The 24,168-nt window shown below is 64.2% G+C and carries 23 protein-coding genes and 1 pseudogene; 9 read left to right on the forward strand and 15 right to left on the reverse strand.

Annotated elements, in window-relative coordinates; genetic code table 11:
• Positions 1–39: 39 nt before the first annotated feature.
• Positions 40–516 (reverse strand): Lrp/AsnC family transcriptional regulator, encoded by a 477-nt coding sequence (locus tag ASG75_RS10700; protein ID WP_056388719.1) that lies wholly within the window; start codon positions 514–516, stop codon positions 40–42.
• A 139-nt stretch (positions 517–655) separates the two neighbouring features.
• Here ASG75_RS10700 and phhA point away from each other — a divergent pair, with 139 nt between their 5' ends.
• Positions 656–1,543: a phenylalanine 4-monooxygenase gene (phhA, locus tag ASG75_RS10705; RefSeq protein WP_056388721.1), complete on the forward strand. Its 888-nt coding sequence runs from the start codon at positions 656–658 to the stop codon at positions 1,541–1,543.
• A gap of 94 nt (positions 1,544–1,637) precedes the next feature.
• Here phhA and ASG75_RS10710 read toward each other — a convergent pair whose 3' ends face one another.
• From ASG75_RS10710 to ASG75_RS10745, 8 genes are all read right to left on the reverse strand, one after another.
• Complete coding sequence (locus tag ASG75_RS10710) at positions 1,638–2,276, reverse strand: hypothetical protein (protein WP_056388723.1); 639 nt, start codon at positions 2,274–2,276, stop codon at positions 1,638–1,640.
• Positions 2,273–3,004, reverse strand: coding sequence for an RES family NAD+ phosphorylase (locus ASG75_RS10715; protein WP_056388725.1), 732 nt, complete (start codon positions 3,002–3,004; stop codon positions 2,273–2,275). The genes ASG75_RS10710 and ASG75_RS10715 overlap by 4 nt, the downstream gene beginning before the upstream one ends.
• Positions 3,005–3,102: 98 nt before the next feature.
• Positions 3,103–3,513 carry an MbcA/ParS/Xre antitoxin family protein gene (locus tag ASG75_RS10720; protein ID WP_056388728.1) on the reverse strand — a complete coding sequence of 137 codons (411 nt, stop codon included), beginning with the start codon at positions 3,511–3,513 and terminating at the stop codon, positions 3,103–3,105.
• A gap of 79 nt (positions 3,514–3,592) precedes the next feature.
• Positions 3,593–5,353, reverse strand: a complete 1,761-nt coding sequence (locus ASG75_RS10725) for a DUF885 family protein (RefSeq protein WP_056389325.1) — start codon at positions 5,351–5,353, stop codon at positions 3,593–3,595.
• A 155-nt stretch (positions 5,354–5,508) separates the two neighbouring features.
• Positions 5,509–6,213: a YafY family protein gene (locus ASG75_RS10730; RefSeq protein ID WP_056388729.1), complete on the reverse strand. Its 705-nt coding sequence runs from the start codon at positions 6,211–6,213 to the stop codon at positions 5,509–5,511.
• 69 nt (positions 6,214–6,282) lie between these two features.
• Positions 6,283–6,915, reverse strand: coding sequence for a glutathione S-transferase family protein (locus ASG75_RS10735; RefSeq protein WP_056388731.1), 633 nt, complete (start codon positions 6,913–6,915; stop codon positions 6,283–6,285).
• 104 nt (positions 6,916–7,019) lie between these two features.
• Positions 7,020–7,205, reverse strand: coding sequence for a hypothetical protein (locus ASG75_RS10740; RefSeq protein WP_056388733.1), 186 nt, complete (start codon positions 7,203–7,205; stop codon positions 7,020–7,022).
• Between the two features lie 10 nt (positions 7,206–7,215).
• The gene (locus ASG75_RS10745) at positions 7,216–7,824 is read right to left on the reverse strand and encodes a DJ-1/PfpI family protein (protein WP_056388735.1); all 609 of its coding nucleotides are present in this window, start codon (positions 7,822–7,824) and stop codon (positions 7,216–7,218) included.
• Between the two features lie 154 nt (positions 7,825–7,978).
• Between ASG75_RS10745 and ASG75_RS10750 the strand changes: the two genes are divergently transcribed.
• The 3 genes from ASG75_RS10750 (at position 7,979) to ASG75_RS10760 (ending at position 12,177) form a co-directional block, all read left to right on the forward strand.
• Complete coding sequence (locus ASG75_RS10750; protein WP_056388737.1) at positions 7,979–9,010, forward strand: class 1 fructose-bisphosphatase; 1,032 nt, start codon at positions 7,979–7,981, stop codon at positions 9,008–9,010.
• Between the two features lie 113 nt (positions 9,011–9,123).
• On the forward strand, positions 9,124–10,035 hold the full coding sequence (locus ASG75_RS10755; RefSeq protein WP_056388739.1) for a patatin-like phospholipase family protein: 912 nt from the start codon (positions 9,124–9,126) through the stop codon (positions 10,033–10,035).
• 84 nt (positions 10,036–10,119) lie between these two features.
• Positions 10,120–12,177, forward strand: a complete 2,058-nt coding sequence (locus ASG75_RS10760; protein WP_056388741.1) for a S9 family peptidase — start codon at positions 10,120–10,122, stop codon at positions 12,175–12,177.
• Between the two features lie 48 nt (positions 12,178–12,225).
• On the opposite strand, the gene ASG75_RS10765 is transcribed toward ASG75_RS10760, so the two are convergent.
• On the reverse strand, positions 12,226–12,405 hold the full coding sequence (locus ASG75_RS10765) for a hypothetical protein (protein ID WP_056389328.1): 180 nt from the start codon (positions 12,403–12,405) through the stop codon (positions 12,226–12,228).
• A gap of 81 nt (positions 12,406–12,486) precedes the next feature.
• Positions 12,487–13,335, reverse strand: a pseudogene (locus ASG75_RS10770) (PA0069 family radical SAM protein); the annotation flags it as partial.
• A 469-nt stretch (positions 13,336–13,804) separates the two neighbouring features.
• Here ASG75_RS10770 and ASG75_RS10775 point away from each other — a divergent pair.
• Positions 13,805–14,869 (forward strand): PA0069 family radical SAM protein, encoded by a 1,065-nt coding sequence (locus tag ASG75_RS10775; protein ID WP_056388743.1) that lies wholly within the window; start codon positions 13,805–13,807, stop codon positions 14,867–14,869.
• 25 nt (positions 14,870–14,894) lie between these two features.
• On the opposite strand, the gene ASG75_RS10780 is transcribed toward ASG75_RS10775, so the two are convergent.
• The 4 genes from ASG75_RS10780 to ASG75_RS10795 form a co-directional block, all read right to left on the reverse strand.
• Positions 14,895–15,923 carry a catalase family peroxidase gene (locus ASG75_RS10780; RefSeq protein ID WP_200935666.1) on the reverse strand — a complete coding sequence of 343 codons (1,029 nt, stop codon included), beginning with the start codon at positions 15,921–15,923 and terminating at the stop codon, positions 14,895–14,897.
• Between the two features lie 181 nt (positions 15,924–16,104).
• Positions 16,105–16,857: an SDR family oxidoreductase gene (locus ASG75_RS10785; protein ID WP_056388745.1), complete on the reverse strand. Its 753-nt coding sequence runs from the start codon at positions 16,855–16,857 to the stop codon at positions 16,105–16,107.
• A 55-nt stretch (positions 16,858–16,912) separates the two neighbouring features.
• Positions 16,913–17,875, reverse strand: a complete 963-nt coding sequence (locus tag ASG75_RS10790) for an alpha/beta hydrolase (protein WP_056388747.1) — start codon at positions 17,873–17,875, stop codon at positions 16,913–16,915.
• A gap of 190 nt (positions 17,876–18,065) precedes the next feature.
• Positions 18,066–18,815 (reverse strand): SDR family oxidoreductase, encoded by a 750-nt coding sequence (locus tag ASG75_RS10795; RefSeq protein ID WP_056389334.1) that lies wholly within the window; start codon positions 18,813–18,815, stop codon positions 18,066–18,068.
• A 106-nt stretch (positions 18,816–18,921) separates the two neighbouring features.
• Between ASG75_RS10795 and ASG75_RS10800 the strand changes: the two genes are divergently transcribed.
• From ASG75_RS10800 to ASG75_RS10815, 4 genes are all read left to right on the forward strand, one after another.
• Positions 18,922–19,845: a LysR family transcriptional regulator gene (locus ASG75_RS10800; protein ID WP_056388749.1), complete on the forward strand. Its 924-nt coding sequence runs from the start codon at positions 18,922–18,924 to the stop codon at positions 19,843–19,845.
• A gap of 284 nt (positions 19,846–20,129) precedes the next feature.
• The gene (locus tag ASG75_RS10805) at positions 20,130–21,362 is read left to right on the forward strand and encodes a patatin-like phospholipase family protein (protein ID WP_056388751.1); all 1,233 of its coding nucleotides are present in this window, start codon (positions 20,130–20,132) and stop codon (positions 21,360–21,362) included.
• A gap of 124 nt (positions 21,363–21,486) precedes the next feature.
• Complete coding sequence (locus ASG75_RS10810) at positions 21,487–22,434, forward strand: AraC family transcriptional regulator (protein WP_056388753.1); 948 nt, start codon at positions 21,487–21,489, stop codon at positions 22,432–22,434.
• 91 nt (positions 22,435–22,525) lie between these two features.
• Positions 22,526–24,148 carry an aldehyde dehydrogenase family protein gene (locus ASG75_RS10815; RefSeq protein ID WP_235580189.1) on the forward strand — a complete coding sequence of 541 codons (1,623 nt, stop codon included), beginning with the start codon at positions 22,526–22,528 and terminating at the stop codon, positions 24,146–24,148.
• Positions 24,149–24,168: the final 20 nt, after the last annotated feature.

Genomic DNA, 24,168 nt, shown 5'->3' on the forward strand with positions numbered 1-24,168 from the left:
CAGTCGGTTAGTTTAGCGTCAGTTGGTGAGGCGCGCGGCTCAACGTTCGAGCTGGGCCAGCGGCAGCGACGGCGAGCGCTTCACCGTGCGCAGCACGAAACTGGAATTGACATCGGCGACCCCGGCTGCGTTCAACAGATGATCGAGCAGGAAGCGCGAGAAGTCCTTGAGGTCGGCCACATACACGTGCAGCAGGTAATCCATGTCGCCGGTCAGTGCGTGGCAGGCGACTACCTCGTCCCAGCCGTTGACGTGCTCGACGAAACCCTCGATCGCCGCACTCTCGTGCTTGGTCAGTTGCACCCGCACGAACGCCTGCAGGCCCAGCCCCACGGCCTGCGGATCGACCTGCGCGGCGTAGCCGGTGATGACCCGGTCGGTCTCCAGCCGCTGCAGCCGGCGCAAGCAGGCCGACGGCGACAGGCTGACCCGTTCGGCCAGTTCGGCGTTGGTGATGCGGCCCTCGCTCTGCAGCACGGCAAGCATGCGCAGGTCGGTGCGGTCGAGCGTCGTCATGTGCAATAAACCTCGCGTCATATTCATTCAAGCGCAAGAATAGTGCATTCATCGCGTCGATCAAGGCAACAAAACAACCTTAATGCGGCAAAACAGCCGTATGCTGTGGCTTGCCCCAGGCCGCACCGGAGTTGAGCCCATGGACACGCCCCGCAAAGTCGAACACCAGCAGACCGACCGCGGCTACGTGCCGGTGTACGCCGCCGGCGTGGTCGAGCAACCATGGGCCAGCTACAGCCAGACCGATCACGAGGTGTGGGACACCTTGTACAAGCGCCAGCGCGAGCTGCTGCCCGGGCGCGCCTGCAAGGAATTCATGGCCGGCGTGGAGCGCTTCGGCCTGGGCGACGGCGGCATCCCGAAATTTGCCGAACTGAACAAGGTGCTCGGCGCCGCCACCGGCTGGGAACTGGTGGCGGTGGAAGGCCTGCTGCCGGACGAGGTGTTCTTCGACCACCTGGCCAACCGCCGCTTCCCGGTCAGCTGGTGGATCAGGAAGCCCGACCAGCTCGACTACCTCAGCGAACCGGACCTGTTCCACGACATGTTCGGCCACGTGCCGCTGCTGCTGAACCCGGTGTTCGCCGACTACATGCAGGCCTACGGCCGCGGCGGCATGAAAGCCTTCGCGATCGGCCCCGACGCGCTGATGAACCTGACCCGGCTGTACTGGTACACGGTGGAGTTCGGGTTGATCAACACCAGCGAGGGCATGCGCATCTACGGCGCCGGCATCGTCAGCTCCAAGGGCGAGTCGATCTACTGCCTCGATTCGCCGTCGCCGAACCGCATCGGCTTCGGCCTGGAACGCGTAATGAGCACGCGCTACCGCATCGACACTTACCAGCAGACCTACTTCGTGATCGACAGCTTCGAGCAGCTGTTCGAGGCGACGCATCCCGACTTCACGCCGATCTACGCGAAGCTGCATGAGCTGCCGACGCATGCGGCCGGCGATGTGCTGGACGGTGATCGTGTGTTCACCCGCGGTGATCGCGTGGGTTGGGCGACGAACGCGGACACTTGAACCCTATCTCACTTGATGCGCGAGGGCCGACCAAAAGTCGGCCCTTTTTATTGCTCGCGATCAGGAGCTTTCGGACCGAGCGGACGCTGCCCCTTCAACTTTTCGAGTGCCCACCGTCTTCGCCTCGAAAAACCTTGATTACTTTCCCGTCCTTGTCGAGAAAGTCCATTTCCGCTTCTCCGTTCGCAGGTACTTTCAGCAAGATCCGCTTGTTGCCGAGGGCGTCCATGAGAGCGAGTGTTGAGGAGCCATCCGCTGTTCGGCCAACCCAGGCACGGCGGTGACCGCCCGAATTCTCCTGGCTATCGGAAACGGCCAGGCCAGCCATGCTGTTATCCTTGTCGTCCACTCCCAGCAGTTGCACGACTTGATTGGCGTTGTAACGGTCGAAGGAAAGACTGCCGCCGGAATCGACCACGTCGCCGTGCGCATCACGCTTGCCGCCAAAGATCAGACCGCCGTTTTCTGACCCTTCGTCGTTGAAAAAGATCATGCCCGCCTGCGGTCGATCAACCTTGGGCTGCTCCTTTCCCTTGACGATAACGCCGGGCAATCGCGCGCTATTGGATATCACCATTCTCAGGGTGCCGTCGGGTTCGCGAACATTGATTCGTTGCACGTCGATTTCATCCAGTTTGGTAACTGGGCTTTTTGTGAAGCCTGCGAGCACCGTGAACGCGAAAACAGCCGTAAGTACTCCGCTATACACAACAAGAAAACGTTGGCTGATCATGAATCCTCCTGGCGAGTGTTATGGGCCGAAGGCTTGTCTGTCTTCGACCGCTTGAGTTCGTTGACTTCCAATACCTGCGCGATACGCGTGCCGTCCCAGCGATAAACCAGATGCTGTGCCTGCACGCATGGTGCCACCACGTCGGGATGGAACGCGGCAAGACACTCGCCACCATGATGTCGCGCACTGTCGTAGACGATGCCGCTGGAATCGGCGGCGCGCAGTTCACGGGCCAGTGTGACGCTGGCGACATAGCTGGCGGGGTCGTGCGCCGTGGCCCAGCCGCCGCGGATGTCATGCAGCTTGCTGTCGACGCTGGTGCGGTAGCAGCGCATCTGGATGTCGCAGGCCGGCTCGGCGGTGGCGGCAAGGAAGCGCTCGCGGTGATACACGGTTTCCTCGACCGCGGTGGCGACGCTGTGTGCGGCGTAGAACACGCCCCAGGTGCCATCGGAGAAACGGCTGCCCTCCGGGTTGAGATGGGTGAAAGCAGCCATCACCGGGGTGGAGCCTGGCCCACTGATGCGATGCTCCTGCGGCACCTGCTTCAACGCGCCGGCTTCCTCGCGCAGGCGCGGATTGGTCAGCGCCTCGATCGCGAACAGCGCGTCGAGATCGGCCGGATCGGCGATGCGATCGTACACGCCGACCGGCGGGAAGCGGCTGGGCACGATGCGGTAAGCCTGATTCCAGCGGATGCGTTTGACGGGTGGACGTTCGGTTGGCATCGCGGCTCCATGATGTGCCCCTTCCCCGCATTGCAGGGGAAGGGGCAGAGCGTGTGGCATTTCCGTCTCGCTCGTCGCGACCGCGCTCACGGCATGCGTCAGCCGCGCTGCGCATCCAGGTACTGGCGCACCACGTACAGGTCGGCGACGTTGCCGGACAACATGCGCTCCAGCGCGGAATGGCCGCCGAACAGCGGCGCCGTGTTCGGCTTGTGCAGCCAGGCATCGGCCTGGGCCGGGTCGGGGAACAGGATCTGCAGCGATTTCCAGATGCCAAGCAGGTAGCTGATCCGTTCCAGCGTGTCGCGCCCCAGGGCACCGCCCTGCTGGCGCTTCCACTTGTAGAAGGTCGATTCCGGCGGATCGCCGAGCAGCCGGCGCTGGTCGGCGATGCGCAGCTTCCAGTGTTCGGCGAGTTTGAAGAACGCGCGCAGCGCCGGATCGGCAAGCGTATCCGGCGACGCATAACGAGGTGCGGTTTCGGCGATGCGGGTCGAATGAGCATTCATGACGCTTACTCTCCCTGTGAAGTTATATGAGATATTACTCCAAGAATGCAGTAAAAGCCAACGAGCTGCCGCCGCGGGTTCAGTGCCCTGAACCACCCTTCGCCTTCGCACAGTCGCAAGCGTAGTCCGGCTCCGGGCCGCCGTCGGCGATGAAGCGGTCGATGCGCTGTTCCAGTACCGGCAGCGGCACCGAGCCGGTGGACAGCACGGTGTCGTGGAAGTGGCGCAGGTCGAACTTGGCGCCCAGCGCCTGCTCCGCCTTCGCGCGCAGTTCGCGGATCTTCAGATAACCCAGCTCGTACGACAGTGCCTGGCCCGGCCAGCTGATGTAGCGGTCCACCTCGTTGGCGATCTCGCGCGCGGACAGCGCGGTGTTCACGGTGAGAAAGTCGATGCCCTGCTGGCGCGTCCAGCCCAGGTGGTGGATGCCGGTGTCGACCACCAGCCGGCAGGCGCGCCACATCTGGTAGGTGAGGTAGCCGAAGCGTTCGTACGGCGTCTGGTAGATGCCCATCTCGTCGCCGAGGTATTCCGAGTACAGGCCCCAGCCCTCGCCGTAGGCGGAGATGTAGCTGTTGCGGCGGAACGCGGGCTGGCCGCGCTGCTCGTCGGCCAGTTCCAACTGCAGCGCATGGCCCGGATAGGACTCGTGCAAGGTCAGCGCCGGCACGTTGTACAGCGGTCGCGACTTCAGATCGTAGGTGTTGACCAGGTAGACGTCCGGACCGCCGCGGCCGGAGGTGTAGTACGGCGCGATGTCGGCCGGTACCGGCTTGATGGTGAAGTGCGCGCGCGGAAGGTGGCCGAAGTATCTGGCCATCTGGCCGTCCACCTGTTTGGCCACCCAGGCGCTGCGCATCAGCAGTTCGTCCGGCGTCTTCGCGTAGAACTGCGGATCCGTGCGCAGGAACTGCAGGAAGTCGGCGAAGCTGCCCTTGAAGCCGGTGTCCTGCATCACCTCCAGCATCTTCGCGTGGAGCTTCGCCACCTGGTCGAGGCCGATCTGGTGGATCTCGTCGGGCCCCAGGTCGAGCGTGGTGTACTCGCGGATCTGCTGGCGATAGAACGCCTTGCCGTCCGGCAGCGCCTCGGCTGCCAGCGTGGTGCGCGCCTGCGGCACGTATTCGTCGCGGAAGAATGCCAGCAGCTTCGCGTAGGCGGGGATCACCTCGTCGCGGATGTGCCGCAGCGCCTGGCCCTGCAGCGCCTGCGCGCGGTCGGCCGGGATCGACGCCGGCAGTTTCCGGAAGGGTTCGTAGAAGCTGCTCTGGGTCGGATCCTTCAGCTCGGCCACCGCGGCGATCGACACGTCGCGCCCGTCCAGCACCGCGCGCGGCACGCTGAAGCCGCGCTTGAGGCCGGCGCGCATGTTCGCGATCTGCTGGTCGAAGTAGGCGGGAATCTGGCTCAGCCGGTCGAGGTAGCGGTCGTAGTCGGCGGGCGTGCGCAGGCGGTCGCCGCCCAGTTCGTAGCCGATGTCGGACCAGAATGCGGAGTCGCTGTTGAACGGCATCTGCCAGTTCATGAACTTCTGGTCGGCGACGAAGTTGCCGATCTGCGCGCGATAGATCGCGTAGTTGACCCGGTTCGTCGGCGACAGTTGCGCCACGTCGACGCCGTCGAGCCGCCTCAGCACGCCCTGCCAGTAATCCAACCGGCGCTGCTGGCTGGCCGCATCGACCTGGTCGAGCCGGCCATTGTTCGGCTGCGACTCGCCGGAGGTGCTGATCCCCGCCTGGCCGGTGCGCCAGGCCCACTCGCTGCTGTAGATGTCCTTGAAGCGCGCATCGGCGCTGGCGGCAGCGCCAACCGGGGGCGTGGTTGCGGCGTGCAGCGGCATTACGCTGCAGACCAGCGCGAGCGCGGCCAGCCGCGCCATCATCAGAGGCTTGTTCACACGGATTCCTTGTTGCGGGACGACGTCATCAACCATCACGCGAAGTGAGGCGAACGCCTATCCTCGCCGCCATTTCGCGGCATGGCAACATGGCCCGCTCAACCGAGATCGAGCTTGCCCACGCCGACCGCGCTCAGGTAGGCGGCCAGGTTGCGTTCGTCGGTCTCGACGAAGACTTCGTCGCTCGGCACGCAGGCGGCGATCCGGTCCGGGCGGAAATTGCGAAAATCCCGACGCAGCCGGCACCATGCGCCCAACGTCCACTTGCCGCCCCAGAACGACAGGCACAGCGGCTCGACCTCGCGCGTGCTGGCGTTGCCGCTTTCGTCGCAATACTCCAGCCGCAGCACCCGGTTGCCCATGATCGCCGCATGCAGCCGGTCGATCAACGCGGCGAAATCCTCGCGATGCTGGTCGCGCCACACCGGCGCGAAGATCCGCGTGCGCGTGGCGCGCTCGCGCAACTCCGGCGGCAGCACCGCTTCGATCTTCAGCAGGGCGGCCTGCGCGCTTTCGGCCAGCTGGGTGCCGGCGAACGCGCGCACGAAGCGCGAACCGACCACCAGAGCCTCGAGCTCGTTCGCGGTGAACATCAGCGGCGGGATGTCCGAACCCTTGCGCAGCACGTAGCCGACGCCGGCCTCGCCTTCGATCGGCACGCCGGACAATTGCAGGTCGGCGACGTCGCGATACACCGTGCGCAGCGAGACGCCCAGGGTCTGCGCCAGCGCGCGCGCCTGCAGCGCGGTACGCCGGCCGCGCAAGGCATGGATGATGAGGAACAGGCGATCGGCTCGACGCATCCGCGCATCATCGCCGAGGCCCGCGCCGGCGAACAGCGCCGAACGTCACGCCGGACACGATTCATCGCATCACACGGCCCGCGCGGCCAACAACTCAGCATCCTTCGCCGCGGCACGCTGCATCGCCGGGCGCGCCAGCACGCGGTCGATATAGGCACGGATCACCGGCAGCTCCGGCACCAGCTTGAACAGGGTGGTCCAGTTCAGCGCGGTACCCCACAGCACGTCGGCTGCGCTGAACGTGTCGCCGAGCAGGTAGGGACCTTTTTCGAGCTGGTCGGTGAGCGTCTTCAGCATGGTGTCGTAGTCGCCGTAGCCGCAGGTCGAGGGTGGCGCCGGTTCGCGCTGCATAGATTTGTCGACCATCGCCGGCTCGAAGCACGAGCCGTAGAACACCAGCCGGCGCAGGTACGGCCCGCGCAACGGGTCGCCGAGCGGCGGCGCCAGCTTCGCCGCGGGGTAGAGATCGGCCAGGTAGATGAACACCGCCGGCTGTTCGGTAATCAGCGCGTCGCCGTGATGGATCGCCGGCACCTTGCCCATCGGGTTGACCGCGAGATACGCCGGCTCACGCTGCTCGCCGGCCTTCAGGTCGAGCACGTGCAGGTCGTAGTCGGCGCCGAGTTCCTCCAGCAGCGCGCGGGTGCCGGCGGAGCGGTTCTGCGGCGAATGGAAGAAGGTGACGCGGGGTGTCGTGTCCACGTTGATGCTCCTGTCCGATGCAGTGATTCAGTCCTGCGGCAGCTGGCAGACCGCCTCGATGTTGTGCCCGTCCGGGCCGATCACGAAGTGATCGATCCTGGGCTTCACCGGTCGCGGGGATGGAAGACGATGTGGGTCAGCGCAGCCAGCAAGGTGCGCCGGCGCGCACGCGGGGTGTCGGCGGCATCCGTCGAGTCCGCCTTGGGCAGCTTGTACTGCCCGTCCAGCAGCAGGCCAGTCAGATACAGCGGGCGGTAGGCCATCAGCACACGTTGCAGCATCGGTTTCATGATGGATTCCTCACGCGGCCACGGCTTCGCCGACGCACCAGGGCGGCAGCTGGGCGTGCTTGAACAGGCGGTACCAGTGTTCGCGATCGCTGGGGCTGTACAGGTCGAGCGTGCGGATCACTTCGCGGGCGAATTCCACGCTGCCGAGGTGGCTGGCGCTGATCACGCCGCCGTCGCTGACCGCCAGCACCTCGCTGTCGTACTGCTCGACGCCGGCATAGCCAGGCACCTGCGCAGCGATCTGGCCGTTCCAGTTGCCGGTGTGACGGCAGTGGTCGAGCAGGCCGGCGCGGGCCAGCGCCAGCACGCCGCTGTCGATGCCGGCCACCGGCGCGCCGGCCGCATGCAACTGGCGGACCGCCGCCACCGCCGGCTCGCCTTCGCCGCGTTGCCACAGGTGGCCGCCGGGCACGATCAGCAGTGCCGCCCGCTTGAAGTCGAGCCGGGCCAGCGGCAGATCGGGCTGCACGCCGAGGCCGCCCATCGAGGTCACCGGCGCCATCGAGAAACCCACCGTCTGCACCTGCCAGTCGCCGGGACGGCGGATCTCGCACAGTGCCAGCGCAGCCTGCCAGTCGGCGAAGCCGTCGAATACCAGGAAATAAACCGTATCGCGCATGTCGTATCCCTCCGCAATGGAGGTACAGCTTGCCCGCCCGCTGCTGCCAACGTGCTGTCAGCAGTCGGGCCGGATGCGGGCCGCGGATGGCGCCAGGCTGGCACCGTTCAGCCGGAGCCGGGACAATACGCGTTCCTTCTGCCACGGACCCGACATGAAGCCCATCTCGCTGATCCAGTTCCTGATCGAGGAACGCCGCGCCGGCCACATCAACGCCGAACTTTCGCTGCTGATCGAAGTGGTCGCGCGCGCCTGCAAGCGCATCGCGGTGGCCACCAACAAGGGCGCGCTGGGCGGCGTGCTCGGCATGGCCGGCAGCGGCGACGCGCTGAGCATGAACATCCAGGGTGAGGCGCAGAAGAAGCTGGACGTGATCTCCAACGAGATCCTGCTCGAAGCGAACGCCTGGGGCGGCCACCTCGCCGCCTGCGCGTCGGAGGAGATGGAAGACCCGCAGCAGATTCCGGACGGCTACCCGAAGGGCCAGCACCTGCTGCTGTTCGATCCGCTGGACGGTTCCTCGAACATCGACGTGAACGTTTCCGTCGGCACCATCTTCTCGGTGCTGCGCTGCCCCGACGGCGTGACCGAACCGAAGGCCGAACACTTCCTGCAGCCGGGCACCACCCAGCTCGCCGCCGGCTACGTGGTGTACGGCCCGGCCACCGTGCTGGTGCTGACCTTCGGCCACGGCACCCACGAGTTCACCCTTGAGCGCGAGGTCGGCAGCTTCATGCTGAGCCGGCGCGCCATCCGGATTCCGGAACAGACCGCCGAGTTCGCCATCAACATGTCCAACCAGCGTCACTGGCAGGCGCCGATGCAGCGCTACGTCGGCGAGCTGCTGGCCGGCAGGGAAGGCCCGCGCGGCAAGGACTTCAACATGCGCTGGGTGGCCTCGATGGTCGCCGACGTGCACCGCATCGTGACCCGCGGCGGCGTGTTCTATTACCCGCTGGACGCGAAGATCCTCCAGCAGGGCGGCAAGCTGCGGCTGATGTACGAGGCCAACCCGATGGCCTTCATCATCGAGCAGGCCGGCGGCGCCGCGACCACCGGGCGCGGGCGCATCATGGAGCTGCAGCCCACCGGCCTGCACCAGCGCGTGCCGGTGTTCCTCGGCTCGAAGCAGGAAGTCGAACTGGCCACGCACTACCATCGGGAAGCCGACGGCGCGCTGGGCTGACGCTTCGCTCCCTCCCCTGCAACGCAGGGGGAGGAGCCAGGCACTTGGTCGCCCCATCCGTGCCATGTTCCGGTCATAGACTCGCAACCATCACCCCTTCCCGACACGCCTCCATGTCTCTCCGCCGCCTGCTGCCGCTGCTTGCCACGTTCCTGTTGAGCGCCTGCTTCCACGCCAGCAAACCCGCGCCGCCGCCGATCGTGGTGCCAGCGCCGGTGCATTTGAAAATCGGCCTCGCGCTTGGCGGCGGTGCGGCGAAGGGCTTCGCGCATATCGGCGTGATCAAGATGCTGGAGGCCAGCGGCATCCACCCGGACGTGGTCGCCGGCACCAGCGCCGGCAGCGTGGTTGGCGCGCTGTACGCCAGCGGCATGGACGCATTCGCGCTGCAGCAGACCGCGTTCGGTCTCGATGAGGCGAAGATCCGCGACGTGCGGCTGTTTTCCGGTGGCCTGGTGCAAGGCCAGGCGCTACAGGACTACGTGAACCAGCTGCTGCACAAGCAGCCGATCGAGCAGCTGAAGATGCCGTTCGCCGCGGTGGCCACCGAGCTGGAAAGCGGCACGCGCACGGTGTTCGTGCGCGGCAACACCGGCCGCGCGGTGCGCGCGTCCTCGAGCATTCCCGGCGTATTCGAGCCGGTCGAGATCCATGGCAAGCACTACGTCGACGGCGGCGTGGTCAGCCCGATCCCGGTCGACGCGGCGCGCCAGCTCGGCGCCGACTTCGTGATCGCGGTGGACATCTCCGCCGCGCCCGACGGCAGCAACCCGCAAGGCATGATGAACATCGTCGGCCAGTCGATCAGCATCATGGGCCGGCAACTGGCCGCGCAGGAAAGCGCGCGCGCCGACGCGGTGATCCGGCCCGACCTGCGCGGCATCGGCCCGACCGATTTTGAGCAGAAGAACCAGGCCATCCTCGCCGGCGAGAAAGCCGCGCTGGCGGCGATGCCCGCGATCCGCGCCAAGCTCGCCGCGATGGTCGCGGCGCGCCAGGCCGCCGCGGCCACCGTCGCGCCCTGAGCCACACCGGCCATGCCGTCCTGCACTTGGCGCATGTGACCGGCGGGTTGTAGCGTTGAGGATTCGCCGCACCGGAATCCTCCCATGCTGAAACGCTCGCACCTGCCCGCTCCCTTGTTGCTGCTGGCCCTCGCGCTGGCACCGAACGCCTTCGCCGCCGCGCCCGCGGTCGATCCGCGCATCGAACAGGTGCTGACCCAGCTGGGCAAGGCGCAGTCGATCCAGGCGGTGGCGATCTCGCCGGACGGCAAACAACTGGCGTGGGTGATCCGGCGCGACGGCAAGCCGGCGATCGAGGTGGCCGACGCCGATGGCCGCCATGCGCATCGCGTCAGCGCCGCGGCCAAGCCGGGCAGCTGTGCGGAATCCGACATCGCCTGGGCGCCTGACTCGCGCCGGCTCGCCTTCGTCTCCAACTGCAACGTCGACCTCACCAGCACCAAGGCGATGCAGAACGCCGTCTACGTCGCCGACACGCGCGGCAACGGCGCAACGGCGCGGCTGGCCGAACTGCAAGGCTACGTGCGTTCGCTGCAGTGGACCGCCGACGGCAAGTCGCTCGGCTTCCTCTACGTGCCCGGCGCCACCCGCCACGCCAGCGCGGTGGCCGCGGCCAAGCCGGCGGCCGGCGTGAGCGGCGTGAGCGGCGTGGAAGTGCAGCGCGTGGCCAGCCTCGACGTGGCCAGCGGCGCCCTGCGCGAACTGACCCCGGCCGGCCTGTACGCCTACGAATTCGACTGGTCGCCGGATGGTTTGCGCATCGCCTATACCGCCGCGCCGCCACCGGGCGACAACAACTGGTGGATCGCAAAACTCTACGTGCAGCCGGCGCAAACCGACGCCAGCGCCAGCGTGCTGGTCGATCCCGCCGGCACCGGTAGCGGTTCCCTGCACAGCCTGCAGATCGCGCTGCCGCGCTGGTCGCCGGATGCGTCGCGAATCGCCTTCATCGGCGGCCTGATGAGCGACCAGGGCGCCACCGGTGGCGACATCTACGCCGTAGCAACCGACGGCGGCGCACCGCTCAATCTCACCCCGGGCATCCGCGTCACGCCAGCGTGGCTGCGCTGGAGCGGGCCGCAGTCGATGCTGGTCAGCCAGGTCAGCAACGGCCAGAGCCAGCTGGCGGATTACGCGGTTTCCGCCACGCGCGCGCAGCAACAGCGCGTGCACTTCACCGTGCCGGCCAGCATCAGCGACGGCAGCGCGTCGATGGCGATGTCGCTGTCCGGCGACCTCAAGCGCATCGCGTTCCTGCAGAGCTCGTACGCGGCCGCGACCGAGGTTCACGCCGGCGCACTCGGCCACACGCCACCGCCAGCGGTGACCGCGTTCAATGCCGCACTGAAGCCGGCCTGGGGCAAGGCCGAATCGGTGGAGTGGAACAACGAAGGCTTCCACGTGCAGGGCTGGCTGCTGTACCCGGCCAACTACGACGCGAAGAAGCGCTACCCGATGATCGTGGTGGTGCACGGCGGTCCGGCCAGTGCGGTGATTCCACGCTGGCCGGGCGTCGGCTACGGCGGCGCACCGCTGGCCGCGCTGGGCTATTTCGTGTTCATGCCAAACCCGCGCGGCAGCTTCGGCCAGGGCGAGCAGTACGTGCAGGCGAACCGCAAGGACTTCGGCTACGGCGACTTGCGCGACATCCTGGCCGGCGTCGACGCGGTGGAGAAGAAGGTCCCGGTGGACGACCAGCGGCTCGGCCTCACCGGCTGGAGCTACGGTGGCTTCATGAGCATGTTCGCGCCCACGCAAACGCAACGCTTCCGCGCCGTGGTCGCCGGCGCCGGCATCTCAAACTGGCAGAGCTATTACGGCCAGAACCTGATCGACCAGTGGATGCCACCGTTCTTCGGCGCCAGCGTGTACGACGACCCGGCGGTGTACGCCAAGAGTTCGGCAATCAATTTCATCAAGCAGGTGAAGACACCGATGCTGATCGTGGTCGGCGACCGCGACGCCGAATGCCCGGCACCGCAGTCGTTCGAGATGTGGCATGCGCTGCGCGCGCAGAACGTGCCGACCTCGCTGGTGGTGTACCCGAACGAAGGCCACCACTTCGTCGACCCCGCGCACCAGCGCGACGTGCTGCAGCGGGCGCTGGGCTGGTTCGCGAAATATCTGCCGGCCGGCGGCTGACCGCGCGCGGCGCGGTTCCTTCCGGCCTGTGCCGGAAGGAACCGCTGCTCATGATCCGGGCGGATCGCGCCGGCGCGTGTGGGTGACCGCGCCGACGATGCCGATGCCCAGCAGCACCAGCACGCCGACGACGAGCCATTGCGTAGGCACGTGCATCAGCCACGCCGCGTAAGCCAGCCCGCCGATCACCACGATCATGCCGATCAGGTAAAGCGCGAATGAGGACATCATTGCCTCCAGGTAATCGGCGGGGTTGCCGCGAAGCCTGATTTGACCCGGACCGTCATCATCGACGCGTGAACGCTGGCTTCAGAACAAGTCGCCCTGCGGCGATGCCTTGCGCGGCGGCACGAAGCGCGAAGTGTCGAGGGTGAGCTCGCGGGCGCGGCCGAAGCCGTGCTTGCGGCAGGCGACGTCGAAGCGACGGCGCAGCAGGTCGGCGAACACGCCTTGGCCACGCATGCGGGTGGCGAAATTGCTGTCGTAGTCGCGGCCGCCGTTCATCTGCTGCACCAGGCTCATCACGTGCTCGGCACGCTGCGGCGCGTGCAGGGCCAGCCATTCGCGGAACAGGGCTTTCAACTCGTACGGCAGACGCAGCGTGGTATAGCCGGCACAGCGCGCGCCGGCATCAAAGGCCTGCGCCATCACCGCTTCCATGTCGCAGTCGTTGAGCGCGGGAATGACCGGCGCCACCAGCACGCCGACCGGCACACCGGCTTCGGCCAGGGTGCGGATCGCCTTGATCCGCCGATGCGGCGCGCTGGCGCGCGGTTCGAGTTTCGCGGCCAGCTGGTTGTCCAGTGAGCCGACCGAGATGAATACCTGCACCAGCTGTTCGCGCGCCATCGGCACCAGGATGTCGAGATCGCGTTCGACCAAGGCGTTCTTGGTCACGATGGTGCACGGGTGGTGGCATTCGGCGAGCAGCTCCAGCGCGGCGCGGGTCAGTCGCCAGCGCTTTTCGATCGGCTGGTACGGGTCGGTGTTGCTGCCGATGTTGATCGGGCTGATCGCGTAACCGGGCTTCGCCAGTTCCGCGCGCAGTACCTCGGCGAAGTTGCCCTTGGCGCGGATTTTCGTTTCGAAGTCGAGCCCGGGCGAGAGGTTGAGGTAGCTGTGCGAAGGACGCGCGAAGCAGTAGATGCAGCAGTATTTTATAACGAACTAGAAAGTGTTCATTTTCACGATGCTTTCCACGATCTCGAGCACGCCCTGTCACCTGACCGTTTGGGCACCAACAGCACCATCGAGCTGACCCTCAGAGAAAGAGCACCTCTGTCACTGATCAGCGGACATGCGTCCATCGTACGTCGGCTGCAGCCACGCCAAGACCGAGAAACTGGACCGTTTTGAGCCTACTTTCCCCTATTCATGCAGCCCACAGGGCATGCTGGCGACCGATCCGTCCATCGTGGTTGCCGCAGCATGGGATGAGGCCAAGGTCGCAGTGCACAACTAAGGCAAGAATGCCGCTGCCACCGGCAGGATTGCTCAATGTGATGCCCGCAGTCTGGGCCAAGGATCAGCCATCTAGGAAAGCTCAATAACAATGACCTGCCCGTGCCGCAGAAGATGAGATCGGCCCCTGATACTTTGATTCGGTGCAGATCACCTGCGATGAACCATGCGTATTAAAGGGCGCGGTGCCGCCTCCAACCCAGACAACCGATTCTTTTCCACGCGAGTCGAGCTCGAGGATGATGGGTGGGGTTCTTCCGAGGACGCTGGCGGCAAGCCCGAGCCGGTGACTGTCACCGTGGAGCGCGCGCGAAGCATTCTTTCGAAGAACGACTCCCCCGACGTGCCGTTCGATCTATCCATCAATCCCTACAAAGGTTGTCAGCACGGCTGCATCTACTGTTTTGCCCGTCCCACGCATGCGTACCTCGACTTGTCCCCCGGTCTGGACTTCGAGACAAAGATTTTCGCCAAGAAGAACGCAGCCGAGCTTTTGGCAAGGGAACTTGGCAAACGCTCCTATGTATGCAGCCCCATCAACATAGGCAGCAACACCGATCCTTATCAGCCTGCGGAAAGGCGGCTCCAGATCACTCGATCGGTTCTGGAAGTACTCGAGACGTACGGCCATCCCTGCACCATCATCACCAAGAGCGCCTTGGTGGAGCGCGACATAGACATTTTCGCCCGGATGGCTCAGCGCAATTTGGTACAGGTGTTCGTGTCAGTCACTTCGCTCGACAACCGCCTGTCATCGCGCCTGGAACCAGCGGCGACTGCGCCCCACCGCCGTATTGATGCCATCGCCCACCTGAAATCCAACGGCATACCTGTCGGTGTCATGGTTGCCCCCATCATTCCCGCCGTGACCGACAGCTATCTGGAAACGATCATTCAGCTCGCCAGTGAGGCCGGCGCAACCTGTGCTGGTTACACCGTCATTCGACTTCCCTATGAGCTGAAAGAGCTGTTTCGCGAATGGCTAGCCAACCACCTTCCACAGCGAGCGGATCACGTCATGAGCCTAATCCAGCAAATGCACGGCGGCCGGGACTACGATGCGGACTTTCGGACGCGCATGCGAGGTGAAGGTGTGTTTGCTCACCTGATCAAGGAGCGGTTCGAGAAGGCTTGCCGCCGAAGCGGTATCGAGTCATCGCGGGCCATCCGGCTGGAAACTCAGCATTTCAAGGTTCCCCAAAAGCCTGACCTTCAAGGATCTCTATTTTGAGGTCTTCCTGGTGGAGACGATCTCATTACTGGCGATTCCCGTATGAGATCGGATAGGCCTGGTTGCGCATGATCAGCATGGGGTCGGCGGGATCGATGCCCGGATGGGCCGAGCCCGGCAGGAACAGCAACTGCTTGTCGATGCCAGCCTGATCGGTCACCAGCTTGTTGATGGTGATGGTGCCCAGCTTGACCAGTTTTCGGCTCTCCGGCCACGCGACCGAGGGATCCTCGATCTTGTCTTCCGGTTGCGAGATCTGCGCGTACCAGTCGAACACAATCGGCTCCATGGCCGCGCGCTTGCCAATTTCCTCCTGCAGGTAGTTCGGCCCTTTCGTCTTGAGCTCTGCCGGCGTCAGGTAGCGCTCGCCCGCACGCGGGACGAACCGGTAACGAACAAAAGTTGATTGGCCTTTGGCATTGGTGAATTTGAAGGAATTGACGCCAAAGAAGGCGGTGGTGGCATACGACACCGGTGGTGGCTTCTGCGTGGTGAGGAAATTCTTTGCGACGGGATGTGTAGCGAGGAACTGCTCGATCGGCGTCGGATGAGCGATACCTGGGCCGCTGGCACCGATGTCGCGCAGCAATGCCGCGAACTCATCGGCAGTCGCCACCGGGAAGCCATTGAAGCTGTGCGAAACGATATCCACAGCAGTTCCATCCGCTGCCTTGATCTTGAACGCGAACCCGCGCGGGTTCGCATCGCCGATGTTGTCGGGTATGTCGGGTATGCCGGTAAAGTCGGAGAAGCGGGCAGTCACAGGCAAGATGGCACCGCTGAAGATCGAGTCCTCGCTCAGCATGCGCGCGGCGCTGGTTGCCTTGAAGCTGCCTTCGAGGATGGTGCCCTTGGCGTGCACGGCACGGGCATGGTGAGTACCAAATGCCGAGTGCAGCGCATTGACCAGATCCTGCGGTGTTTGGTTCGGCGCGATCGGCTGCCCTGTTGCCTGGGCGAAGGCCGTACCCGCCAGGATCAAGTTGAATGAAGTCACGACGAGCATGCGCAGCACGTTGGAGACTGCCTTGGAATGGAAGTGCGGGATTCGCATGAACCGGCTCCTGTCTATGGGGTGACTTGTGCCTTGAATTCGGCCGGAGTCTCGCCGTCCCGCTCGTTCTGGGTATTGTTCAATTTTGCTGCAAATTGGCCAAAGTCATCTCACAGCAGAAAGATCAAACAAACCGGCCAGATTGTCGGAATAGGGCCGCCACTACCGGATACGTGGACTGTCAGGCCTGCCCTGCTCCGCCATCGACAGCTAACTCGATTCCGGTCACAAAGCTGGCTTCGTCAGACGCCAGGAAGCTGACCACTTGAGCCACTTCTTCCGGTCTGCCGAGTCGCCCCATCGGCACGGTGGTAACGAGATGGCGCTTGAGCTCACCCACCTTGTCGGTGCCTCCAGCCAGATCGTCGAGTCCCGGTGTGTCGATCGGGCCAGGGCTGATCACGTTGACCCGAATGCCGCGGTCCTTCAACTCGACGGCCCAACTGCGTGCTAGCGAACGCACGGCAGCCTTGCTGGCAGCGTAGATGCTGAACGCCTCGGCACCTTTGCTGGCGACGATCGAGCCGGTGAGGATGATCGAACCCCGCTGATGCATCAGTGGCAAGGCTTTCTGTACGGTGAACACCAAGCCCTTCACATTGGTGTCGAAGCTTCGGTCGACATGGCTTTCGGTGATCTCGTCGAGTCGGCCAAACTCGTAGAAGCCGGCGTTGACATGGAGGATGTCCAGTCGCCCCTGTTCTTTGGCGATGCGTGCGTACATGGCGGAGATGTCCTGCAATTGCGCAGTATCGGCACGGATGCCGATGGCACGCGGTCCGAGCAGATTCACCGCAGCGTCCAGTTCGATCTGGCGGCGTCCGGTGATGTACACCAGCGCGCCCTGCGCGATGAATTCCTGCGCCGTGGCCAGGCCTATCCCGGCGCTGCCCCCGGTGACCAGGGCAATGCGTTCGTGCAGTCGGTTGTTCATGGGTGTCTCCTGAAATACGTAGCGCATGGCAACGGCATGGCGTTCCGCATTGTGGTCAGCGAACCGGCACGTCTGGCTGGTTGATGAAGTCCACCAGCGCAGGAATCGTCTGCCCGGGTGCCTCCTCCATCAGCCAGTGGCCGGAGCCTTTGACGATCACGCCTTGCACGTTGCTGTCCACCAGTCGGGCCTGATCGATCAGGAACTGGCCGGATGCTTTCTCGCCAGCGAGCACCAGCATCGGCATCGTCAGAGGCCTTTGCGCGAACCCGGCGAAGTCGACGGCATCCTGTGGAAAGGCATGGAAGTATTCGAAGCCGGCCTGCATCCGCCCAGGCTTGGCATAGGCGGCTGTGTAGAGTTCGCGATCCGCCTCTGGCACCGAGTGTTTCGGATCGGCGGCGAAGTCGTTCCAGAAATGCTCGAAATAGATCCGCTCGCGGCCCTTGACCAGTGCCAGCGGCGTTGGCCCGTAGAAGTTGAAATGCCACTTGTCGCGCAGCAGCCAGACTTTCTGCCAATCGCCCACCCCAGGCAAAAATGCGTCCATCAAGGTGATGCTCTCCACTTCGTCGGGATACTGGGCGGCATAGGCATAAGCCACCATCAAACCGATGTCGTGGCCAACCAGTTTGACCTTGCGGTAGCCCAATTGCCGGACCAATGCATGGATGTCCCGGGCCACGGTTTTCTTGTCGTAGCCCGTGGCAGGGATCGATGAATCGCCGATACCGGGCAGATCCGGTGCAATCACCACACGCCGGTCGTCCAGTTGCTCGATCAAGGGCAGCCACATATGGCTGGTGTCGGTATAGCCATGCAGAAGGATCACCGGCGTGGCATCACCTTGCCCGGCCTGCAGGTAGTGCAGGCGCACACCGCCGGCCGTAGCGAAATGGCCGCTGATCAGTGGCGCACGTTGCACTTCGACAGCTTCCGCGCGCAGGCCGGCAATGGCCAGCAAGGAAGCACATGCAAGCCGCAACAGCCTGGACGTAGATATCTGGATGGAATGCATGAGCTTGTCTCCCGTTTGGCGCGTGGCGCACTGCCATCACGCATCGCCGGTACTTGAAGGATGGAATTGAGCAGCAACGATCCGGCGTCGGCCATCGGACGTATGTCACGAATGCGCCAGGCATTGATCAAAGTGGCTGCACCACGTCACACCATCGGGCCGGATCGAAACCCGGCCCGGGATGTCAGCCTCATAGCTGGCTCATGCCGCCATCGATGACGATTTCCGTGCCTACAATGAAGGCCGACTCGGGCGAGGCCAGATGCAGCACGGTGGCCGCGACTTCCTCGGGCTGGCCGAAGCGGCCCAGCGGAATCTGGGCCTGGATCTGTGCGGCGGTGGCCGCGAGCGCATCGGCATCCATACCCAACTTGCCGTACAACGGGGTGTGGATCGGGCCGGGGCTGACCACATTGACACGCACCTTGCGCGGCAGCAGTTCAGCCGAAAGCGTTTTGGCCAGTGAGATCAACGATGCCTTGCTGGCAGCGTAGACCGATGAGTTCGGCATCCCGATATGCGCGTTGATCGAGCCATTGAGCACGATGGATGCGCCGGCATTGAGCTGCGGCAGGAGCGCCTGCAACTGGAAGTAGGCGCCTTTGACATTCGTGTTGAAACTGAGATCCCACTGGGCCTCATCCACGTCGGCAAACGGTGCAAACTTGGCGGTACCTGCGTTGATGAATACGGCATCGAGCCTAATGCCCAGGCTGGACAGCGCGGCGGCCAGCTCGCCGGCCTGGGCAATCGATCCGGCATCGTTGCGGATGGCAACCGAGTCGGAGCCCAGCGCGACCTTTGCTTCGGCAAGCGCGGCCGCGTCGCGGCCAGTGATGACGACACGGGCCCCTTCCTCGGCGAAAGCCTTGGCGGTGGCGAAGCCGATACCGCTGCTGCCGCCGGTAATGAGTACAGACTTGTCTTTGAAACGATTCATGATGTTCTCCAAGATATGTGGGAAGAAGGACTGTGAAGTCATCTTGGACGGGTCGACTTCATTTGCCGTACCATCATTTCGACGAACTCGTTCGAAGAGACCGAACATGTTGTCCCATGACGAGTTGGCACTGCTTGAAGCCATCCGCGACAGCGGTAGCCTGTCCCGCGCGGCCGCCCGCCTGGGAAAGGCACCATCGACCATTTCGCATGCGGCCCGTCAGCTGGAGGCGCGCTTCGACGCCTTGCTGTTCGATCGACGTCGCTATCGCCTGCAGCTCACGCCAGCCGGCCAGCTGCTGACACAAGAGGCGACCCGGCTGATTCTCGACGTGGCTCGCCTAACTCAGCGCGTAAAGCAGGTCGCCAGCGGCTGGGAAGATCGCCTGCACATCGTCACCGACGAGATCCTCGAATTCGAGACACTGCTGCCGGTGATTCGCGCCTTCGATGCGATGGACTCCGGCGTCAACCTGCGCATCACGCACGAGGTCCTTGGCGGCACATGGGAGGCTTTGCGTGAAGGCCGCACCGACCTGGTCGTGGGTGCGACCAACGAGCCACCCGCGATGCCCCATCTGCGTTGGTTCGAGCTGGGCGCGATGGAATGGGTGTTTGCGGTCTCGCCACGCCACCCGCTCGCCAGGGCCAGCGAACCGTTGCAACAGAACGAGGTCATTCGCCATCGGGCCGTGGTGGTTGCAGACTCCTCGCGCAATGTAGGTCGCGCCTACGGTGTCCTGAGTGGACAACCCACTCTTGCGGTACCGGGCATGCGTGCAAAGGTGCTCGCGCAACGAGACGGCCTCGGCGTGGGTTGGCTGCCGCGACGCCGGGTCACCACGTTGCTGAAAAGCGGTCAGCTGGTGGAAAAGCGGATGGCCGATTCGCGCGAACCCAATGTTCTATACGTCGCCTGGCGCAGCGATCATGAGGGCCGCGCTCTGGCATGGTGGCTCGAACAATTTCGCCAGCCTCGCCTGGCCAAACGGCTTATCCAGGGCCTGGACATGCGTGACCATGCCGGGTAATTGCACCACCCGCTTCTCTACAGCAGCGAAGGCGTTGAACCGCACACTACAGAACCGACGCGGTCGCAGGTTGAACAAAGCGATCGTCGATTGTCGGTAGATGCCGTCACGGCCGCGGGCACTACGAACACACTCGCCGAACGCGTATCGTCATGTCGACGGATTGATCCTCGGATCTGTCGCCCACATGCTCCCGCCGGCATTGGGACATGATCGAAGTTGCAAGATTTGGCGAGTAGGTTCGCTATCGGCAGGCTGGCCACGGCCTTCGGGAGAGGCGCGAAATGCGGAGCAAGCTGGTTCTATTGTGGCTCGGACTGCTGCTGATGAGTGGTTGCCAGACGGCTCCACGCCGTGCCGCGCCGCCGGACATGATCGGCCGCGCGACACCCGATGGATTTCCGGCGGACGTACGTCTGGTGACCACCGATCTGGGCAACTTCACTGCGCTGGCACCCGACTTTTTTCGCGGCATCAACGCTGCGGCGACCGACGGCACCATCGACATTCTTGCGTTGTCTGGTGGCGGCTCGGGAGGTGCCTATGGTGCAGGCGCCTTGTCGGGGCTCAGTCGTGCGCACACACGCCCACAGTTCGAAATGGTGACCGGAGTGAGTGCCGGTGCCCTGCTTGCGCCATTCGCCTTCCTCGGCCCGGACTGGGATGCCCGCATGCAGCAGGCGTTCACCGGCAAGCGCAGCGCCAATCTGCTGCACTCGCCAACCCGCACCATTCTGGCCCGCCTGCTGTCGCCGCGTGGCCTGCCGCACCACAACCCGTTGTTCGAACTGGTCGATCACTTCGTTACCCCGCAGATGCTTGTCGACGTGGCACATGAAGCGGCAAAAGGACGTCGCCTGATTGTGGCGACCACGGATCTGGACAAGCACGAAACCGTATTGTGGAACATGGGCGAGATCGCATCGCATGGAGGCCCTGCAGCGCGCCGGCTGTTCCGCGATGTGCTGATCGCCTCAGCGAGCGTACCGGGCGTGTTTCCGCCGGTGCTGATCCGGGTCAGCGACGGCCGGCACGAGTACGACGAGATGCATGTGGACGGTGGCGTGACCACCTCGGTGTTCACCCTGCCGCTGATTGCCGGCATCCAGTCGTTCGAACTGCCGCAACTGCGCGGCGCCCATCTGTACATGATCGTCAACGGCCAACTCGCGCGGGCACCACAAACCACACGATTCAATACCATCGATGTGCTCTCGAACAGTTTCGCTGCGGAGATGACTTACAAAACCCGAGGGGCGATCGTGGAAAACATCGCCGCCGCCAAGCGGCTCGACATGACATTCCGCATGACGGAAATTCCGATCGATTACCCGCAGGAAAGTTTCATCGACTTCGACCAGAAGCACATGCAGGCGCTGTTCGACTACGCCGCCGATTGTGCTGCGCAGGGGTTGCTGTGGATGACCCCGCAGCAATCGATTCGCCGCAACATGAGCACGAACCGGGCACCCGTTTCAGGCAGCCTGGCATGTCCTGCCCAGGTCACGCCACCGTAATACCCGGCGAGCACGAGATGGCGGCAACGCCATACCCGATCGGGTATGACACTACGGTCTCGGCGGCGTATATTTACAAAGGCCAGCGACGGGACAGGGGCGTTCGCTGACTAGGGAACGCGCCATGCAACGTGAAGCCTACGGCAGCCGACTGGGTACGTCGTTCAACATGAGCGATCCGCCCACCTTGTCCGCTCATACCAGCGGCATGCATCGACTCGCCGTTACCGAACTTATCCACGACGGCACGGATTTCGGGTTCAGCGCGCCGATCGCCAACGAAGCGGCCTATCTGATCGGGCTGCAACTGCGCGCCCAGCAGCGGCACGATCTGTGGCTGGATGGGCGATCAGTCCCGGTACAGCCGTTCATGGCAGGCACGACACATTTCTACGACCTCGAACGTGATCCGGTTGCGTACATGTACGAACCGTTTCATCCGTTGTTCTTCTACATCCCACGCGCAGCCCTGGCTGAGCTGGCCGACGAACTGGACACCGCTCCAGTCGATGACTTGCGTAGCCTACCTGGCCAGTCTGTCGACGATCCGATCATCCGGCATCTCGGACTGAGTCTGCTGCCTGCCCTGCACGCGGTTCGCAAGAACAGTCCGTTGTTTGTTGACCACGTATTGCTGGCACTGCGTACCCATCTGGTGGTGACCTATGGCGGTGTACGTTGCCGCGACTCGATACCGCGCGGCGGTTTGGCACCGTGGCAGCAGCGCCAGGCGATGGAGTTGATGCGCGAACACCTGGTCGACGGCATCCCGCTGGCGCTGGTGGCGAAAGCCTGCGACCTCTCCTGCAGTGCTTTCGTGCGCGCATTCAAGCAGAGCACGGGGATGTCGCCACATCAGTGGCTGATCCAGCGCCGCATCGACCAAGCGCTTGAACTGATGCGTGATCGCACGCTGCCGCTGACCGAGATTGCGCTTGCCGCCGGCTTCGCCGACCAGAGCCACTTCACCCGCATGTTCACCCGCAAGCTGGGGGTGAGCCCCGGTGTATGGCGCAACGCCAGCGGAGGCCATGCCGATGCGAGCGATCATCCGGTGACCATACCCGCCTGACTGCGTCACTTGGTTTGGTGAAACGGACGTCCCTAAGCAAGGACGCGCCAGTCATTCGCTCTCCCTCCTGCATGCTCTGCCCGCGCCATCGATGCAAGACGCGAACGTGCAATCAGCGGCAAGAAGCATCAATCCTCCCGTTCCGTCACCGCCTACCCTGCGAACACCGTCGCCTGCACCGCTGCGCAGGCGGCCCAATGTTCCTTTCCGAACCGCAGGGCGAATCATGGACACAGCGAATTCCGTCAGCCCGCCTTCACGTTATGCGTTCACCGACCAGAGCATCGCGGGAACCTGGCGTTCCGGCAGATCGGGCTCCAGCCTTGAGGTGCGCAATCCGTACACCAGCGAGACGATAGCCAGTTTCGCCAAAGCTGATCTGAGCGATGTCGACGAAGCGTTTCGCGGTGCCGCGACAGCGCAGCCGGCTTGGGCACAGGCATTGCCGTCTCAACGCGCCGAAGTGTTCCGCCGCGCCGCCATGGTGATGGAGCAGCGGCACGAGGAGATCGTCGACTGGCTGATCCGCGAATCCGGTAGCACACGCACCAAATCGGAGATCGAGTGGTGGGTGGTGCATGCGGCAATGCTGGAAGCATCCACGCTACCCTCGCGATTGGAAGGCCGCATTGTGGACGGCGATTATCCGGGCAAGGAAAATCGCATCTATCGGCGACCGGTCGGCGTGGTCGCGGTGATCAGCCCATGGAACTGGCCGCTGCACCTGAGCACACGTTCGATCGTGCCGGCGCTGGCACTGGGCAATGCGGTGGTGGTGAAGCCGGCGGCGGAAACGCCCGTCACCGGCGGACTGCTGATCGCACGGATCTTCGACGAAGCCGGACTGCCGCCGGGCCTGCTCGGTGTGATCGTCGGTGAGCCAGGCGAAATCGGTGACGCCTTCGTGCAACACCCGGCCTCCCGTGTCGTGTCGTTCACCGGCTCAACCCGGGTCGGTCGCCATATCGGCCAGATGGCAGTCACCGCATCGACGCTGAAGAAGGCCATGCTGGAACTGGGCGGCAACGGTCCGTTGGTGGTGCTGGACGACGTTGACCTTGACCACGCGGTGCACGCCGCAATCGTCGCCAAGTTCCTGCACCAGGGCCAGATGTGCATCGCGGCCAACCGCATCATCGTGCTGGATCGCATCTACGACGCATTCGTCGAGCGCTTTATCGCTTACGCCAGCTCGCTGAAAGTGGGCGACCCCAACCAGGTCGACACGGTAATCGGCCCGATGGTCAGCCAGCGCCAGCTCGATCGGGTGAGCGGCATGATCGAACAGGCGCGCAGCGACGGTGCACGGCTGCGACTGGGGCAACCACCAAGGCGTCTGATGCTTGGCCCGCAGGTATTCGACGGTGTGACCCAGGCGATGCCGCTGGCGCAGAACGAAATCTTCGGGCCGGTGGCACCGCTGATGCGTGCCGCCGATGAAGCCGAGGCACTGCGCATGGCCAATGACACCGAGTACGGCCTCACCAGCGCCGTGCTCAGCGGAGACAGCTATCGCGGCGAACGGTTTGCTCGCCAGATTCACGCCGGCATGAGCCATGTCAACGACATCACCGCGATCGACATGCCGGCGCTGCCGTTTGGCGGCGAGAAGAATTCGGGACTGGGCCGCTTTGGCAGCCAGGGCATGATTGACGCGTTCACCTCCGAGCACTGGGTGTCGATACAGCACACCCGCGCGCAGTATCCGTTCTGACCGTCATGAAATCTTCCCGA

Source organism: Rhodanobacter sp. Soil772 (assembly GCF_001428385.1).
Taxonomy (GTDB): Bacteria; Pseudomonadota; Gammaproteobacteria; order Xanthomonadales; family Rhodanobacteraceae; genus Rhodanobacter.

What these genes read in the sequence shown, in the direction of transcription:
- ASG75_RS10700 (WP_056388719.1), bottom strand. Translation starts at nt 516, where the DNA reads ATGACGACGCTCGACCGCACCGACCTGCGCATGCTTGCCGTGCTGCAG.
- phhA (WP_056388721.1), top strand. Translation starts at nt 656, where the DNA reads ATGGACACGCCCCGCAAAGTCGAACACCAGCAGACCGACCGCGGCTAC.
- ASG75_RS10710 (WP_056388723.1), bottom strand. Translation starts at nt 2,276, where the DNA reads ATGATCAGCCAACGTTTTCTTGTTGTGTATAGCGGAGTACTTACGGCT.
- ASG75_RS10715 (WP_056388725.1), bottom strand. Translation starts at nt 3,004, where the DNA reads ATGCCAACCGAACGTCCACCCGTCAAACGCATCCGCTGGAATCAGGCT.
- ASG75_RS10720 (WP_056388728.1), bottom strand. Translation starts at nt 3,513, where the DNA reads ATGAATGCTCATTCGACCCGCATCGCCGAAACCGCACCTCGTTATGCG.
- ASG75_RS10725 (WP_056389325.1), bottom strand. Translation starts at nt 5,353, where the DNA reads ATGCCGCTGCACGCCGCAACCACGCCCCCGGTTGGCGCTGCCGCCAGC.
- ASG75_RS10730 (WP_056388729.1), bottom strand. Translation starts at nt 6,213, where the DNA reads ATGCGTCGAGCCGATCGCCTGTTCCTCATCATCCATGCCTTGCGCGGC.
- ASG75_RS10740 (WP_056388733.1), bottom strand. Translation starts at nt 7,205, where the DNA reads ATGAAACCGATGCTGCAACGTGTGCTGATGGCCTACCGCCCGCTGTAT.
- ASG75_RS10745 (WP_056388735.1), bottom strand. Translation starts at nt 7,824, where the DNA reads ATGCGCGATACGGTTTATTTCCTGGTATTCGACGGCTTCGCCGACTGG.
- ASG75_RS10750 (WP_056388737.1), top strand. Translation starts at nt 7,979, where the DNA reads ATGAAGCCCATCTCGCTGATCCAGTTCCTGATCGAGGAACGCCGCGCC.
- ASG75_RS10755 (WP_056388739.1), top strand. Translation starts at nt 9,124, where the DNA reads ATGTCTCTCCGCCGCCTGCTGCCGCTGCTTGCCACGTTCCTGTTGAGC.
- ASG75_RS10760 (WP_056388741.1), top strand. Translation starts at nt 10,120, where the DNA reads ATGCTGAAACGCTCGCACCTGCCCGCTCCCTTGTTGCTGCTGGCCCTC.
- ASG75_RS10765 (WP_056389328.1), bottom strand. Translation starts at nt 12,405, where the DNA reads ATGTCCTCATTCGCGCTTTACCTGATCGGCATGATCGTGGTGATCGGC.
- ASG75_RS10775 (WP_056388743.1), top strand. Translation starts at nt 13,805, where the DNA reads ATGCGTATTAAAGGGCGCGGTGCCGCCTCCAACCCAGACAACCGATTC.
- ASG75_RS10780 (WP_200935666.1), bottom strand. Translation starts at nt 15,923, where the DNA reads ATGCGAATCCCGCACTTCCATTCCAAGGCAGTCTCCAACGTGCTGCGC.
- ASG75_RS10785 (WP_056388745.1), bottom strand. Translation starts at nt 16,857, where the DNA reads ATGAACAACCGACTGCACGAACGCATTGCCCTGGTCACCGGGGGCAGC.
- ASG75_RS10790 (WP_056388747.1), bottom strand. Translation starts at nt 17,875, where the DNA reads ATGCATTCCATCCAGATATCTACGTCCAGGCTGTTGCGGCTTGCATGT.
- ASG75_RS10795 (WP_056389334.1), bottom strand. Translation starts at nt 18,815, where the DNA reads ATGAATCGTTTCAAAGACAAGTCTGTACTCATTACCGGCGGCAGCAGC.
- ASG75_RS10800 (WP_056388749.1), top strand. Translation starts at nt 18,922, where the DNA reads ATGTTGTCCCATGACGAGTTGGCACTGCTTGAAGCCATCCGCGACAGC.
- ASG75_RS10805 (WP_056388751.1), top strand. Translation starts at nt 20,130, where the DNA reads ATGCGGAGCAAGCTGGTTCTATTGTGGCTCGGACTGCTGCTGATGAGT.
- ASG75_RS10810 (WP_056388753.1), top strand. Translation starts at nt 21,487, where the DNA reads ATGCAACGTGAAGCCTACGGCAGCCGACTGGGTACGTCGTTCAACATG.
- ASG75_RS10815 (WP_235580189.1), top strand. Translation starts at nt 22,526, where the DNA reads ATGCAAGACGCGAACGTGCAATCAGCGGCAAGAAGCATCAATCCTCCC.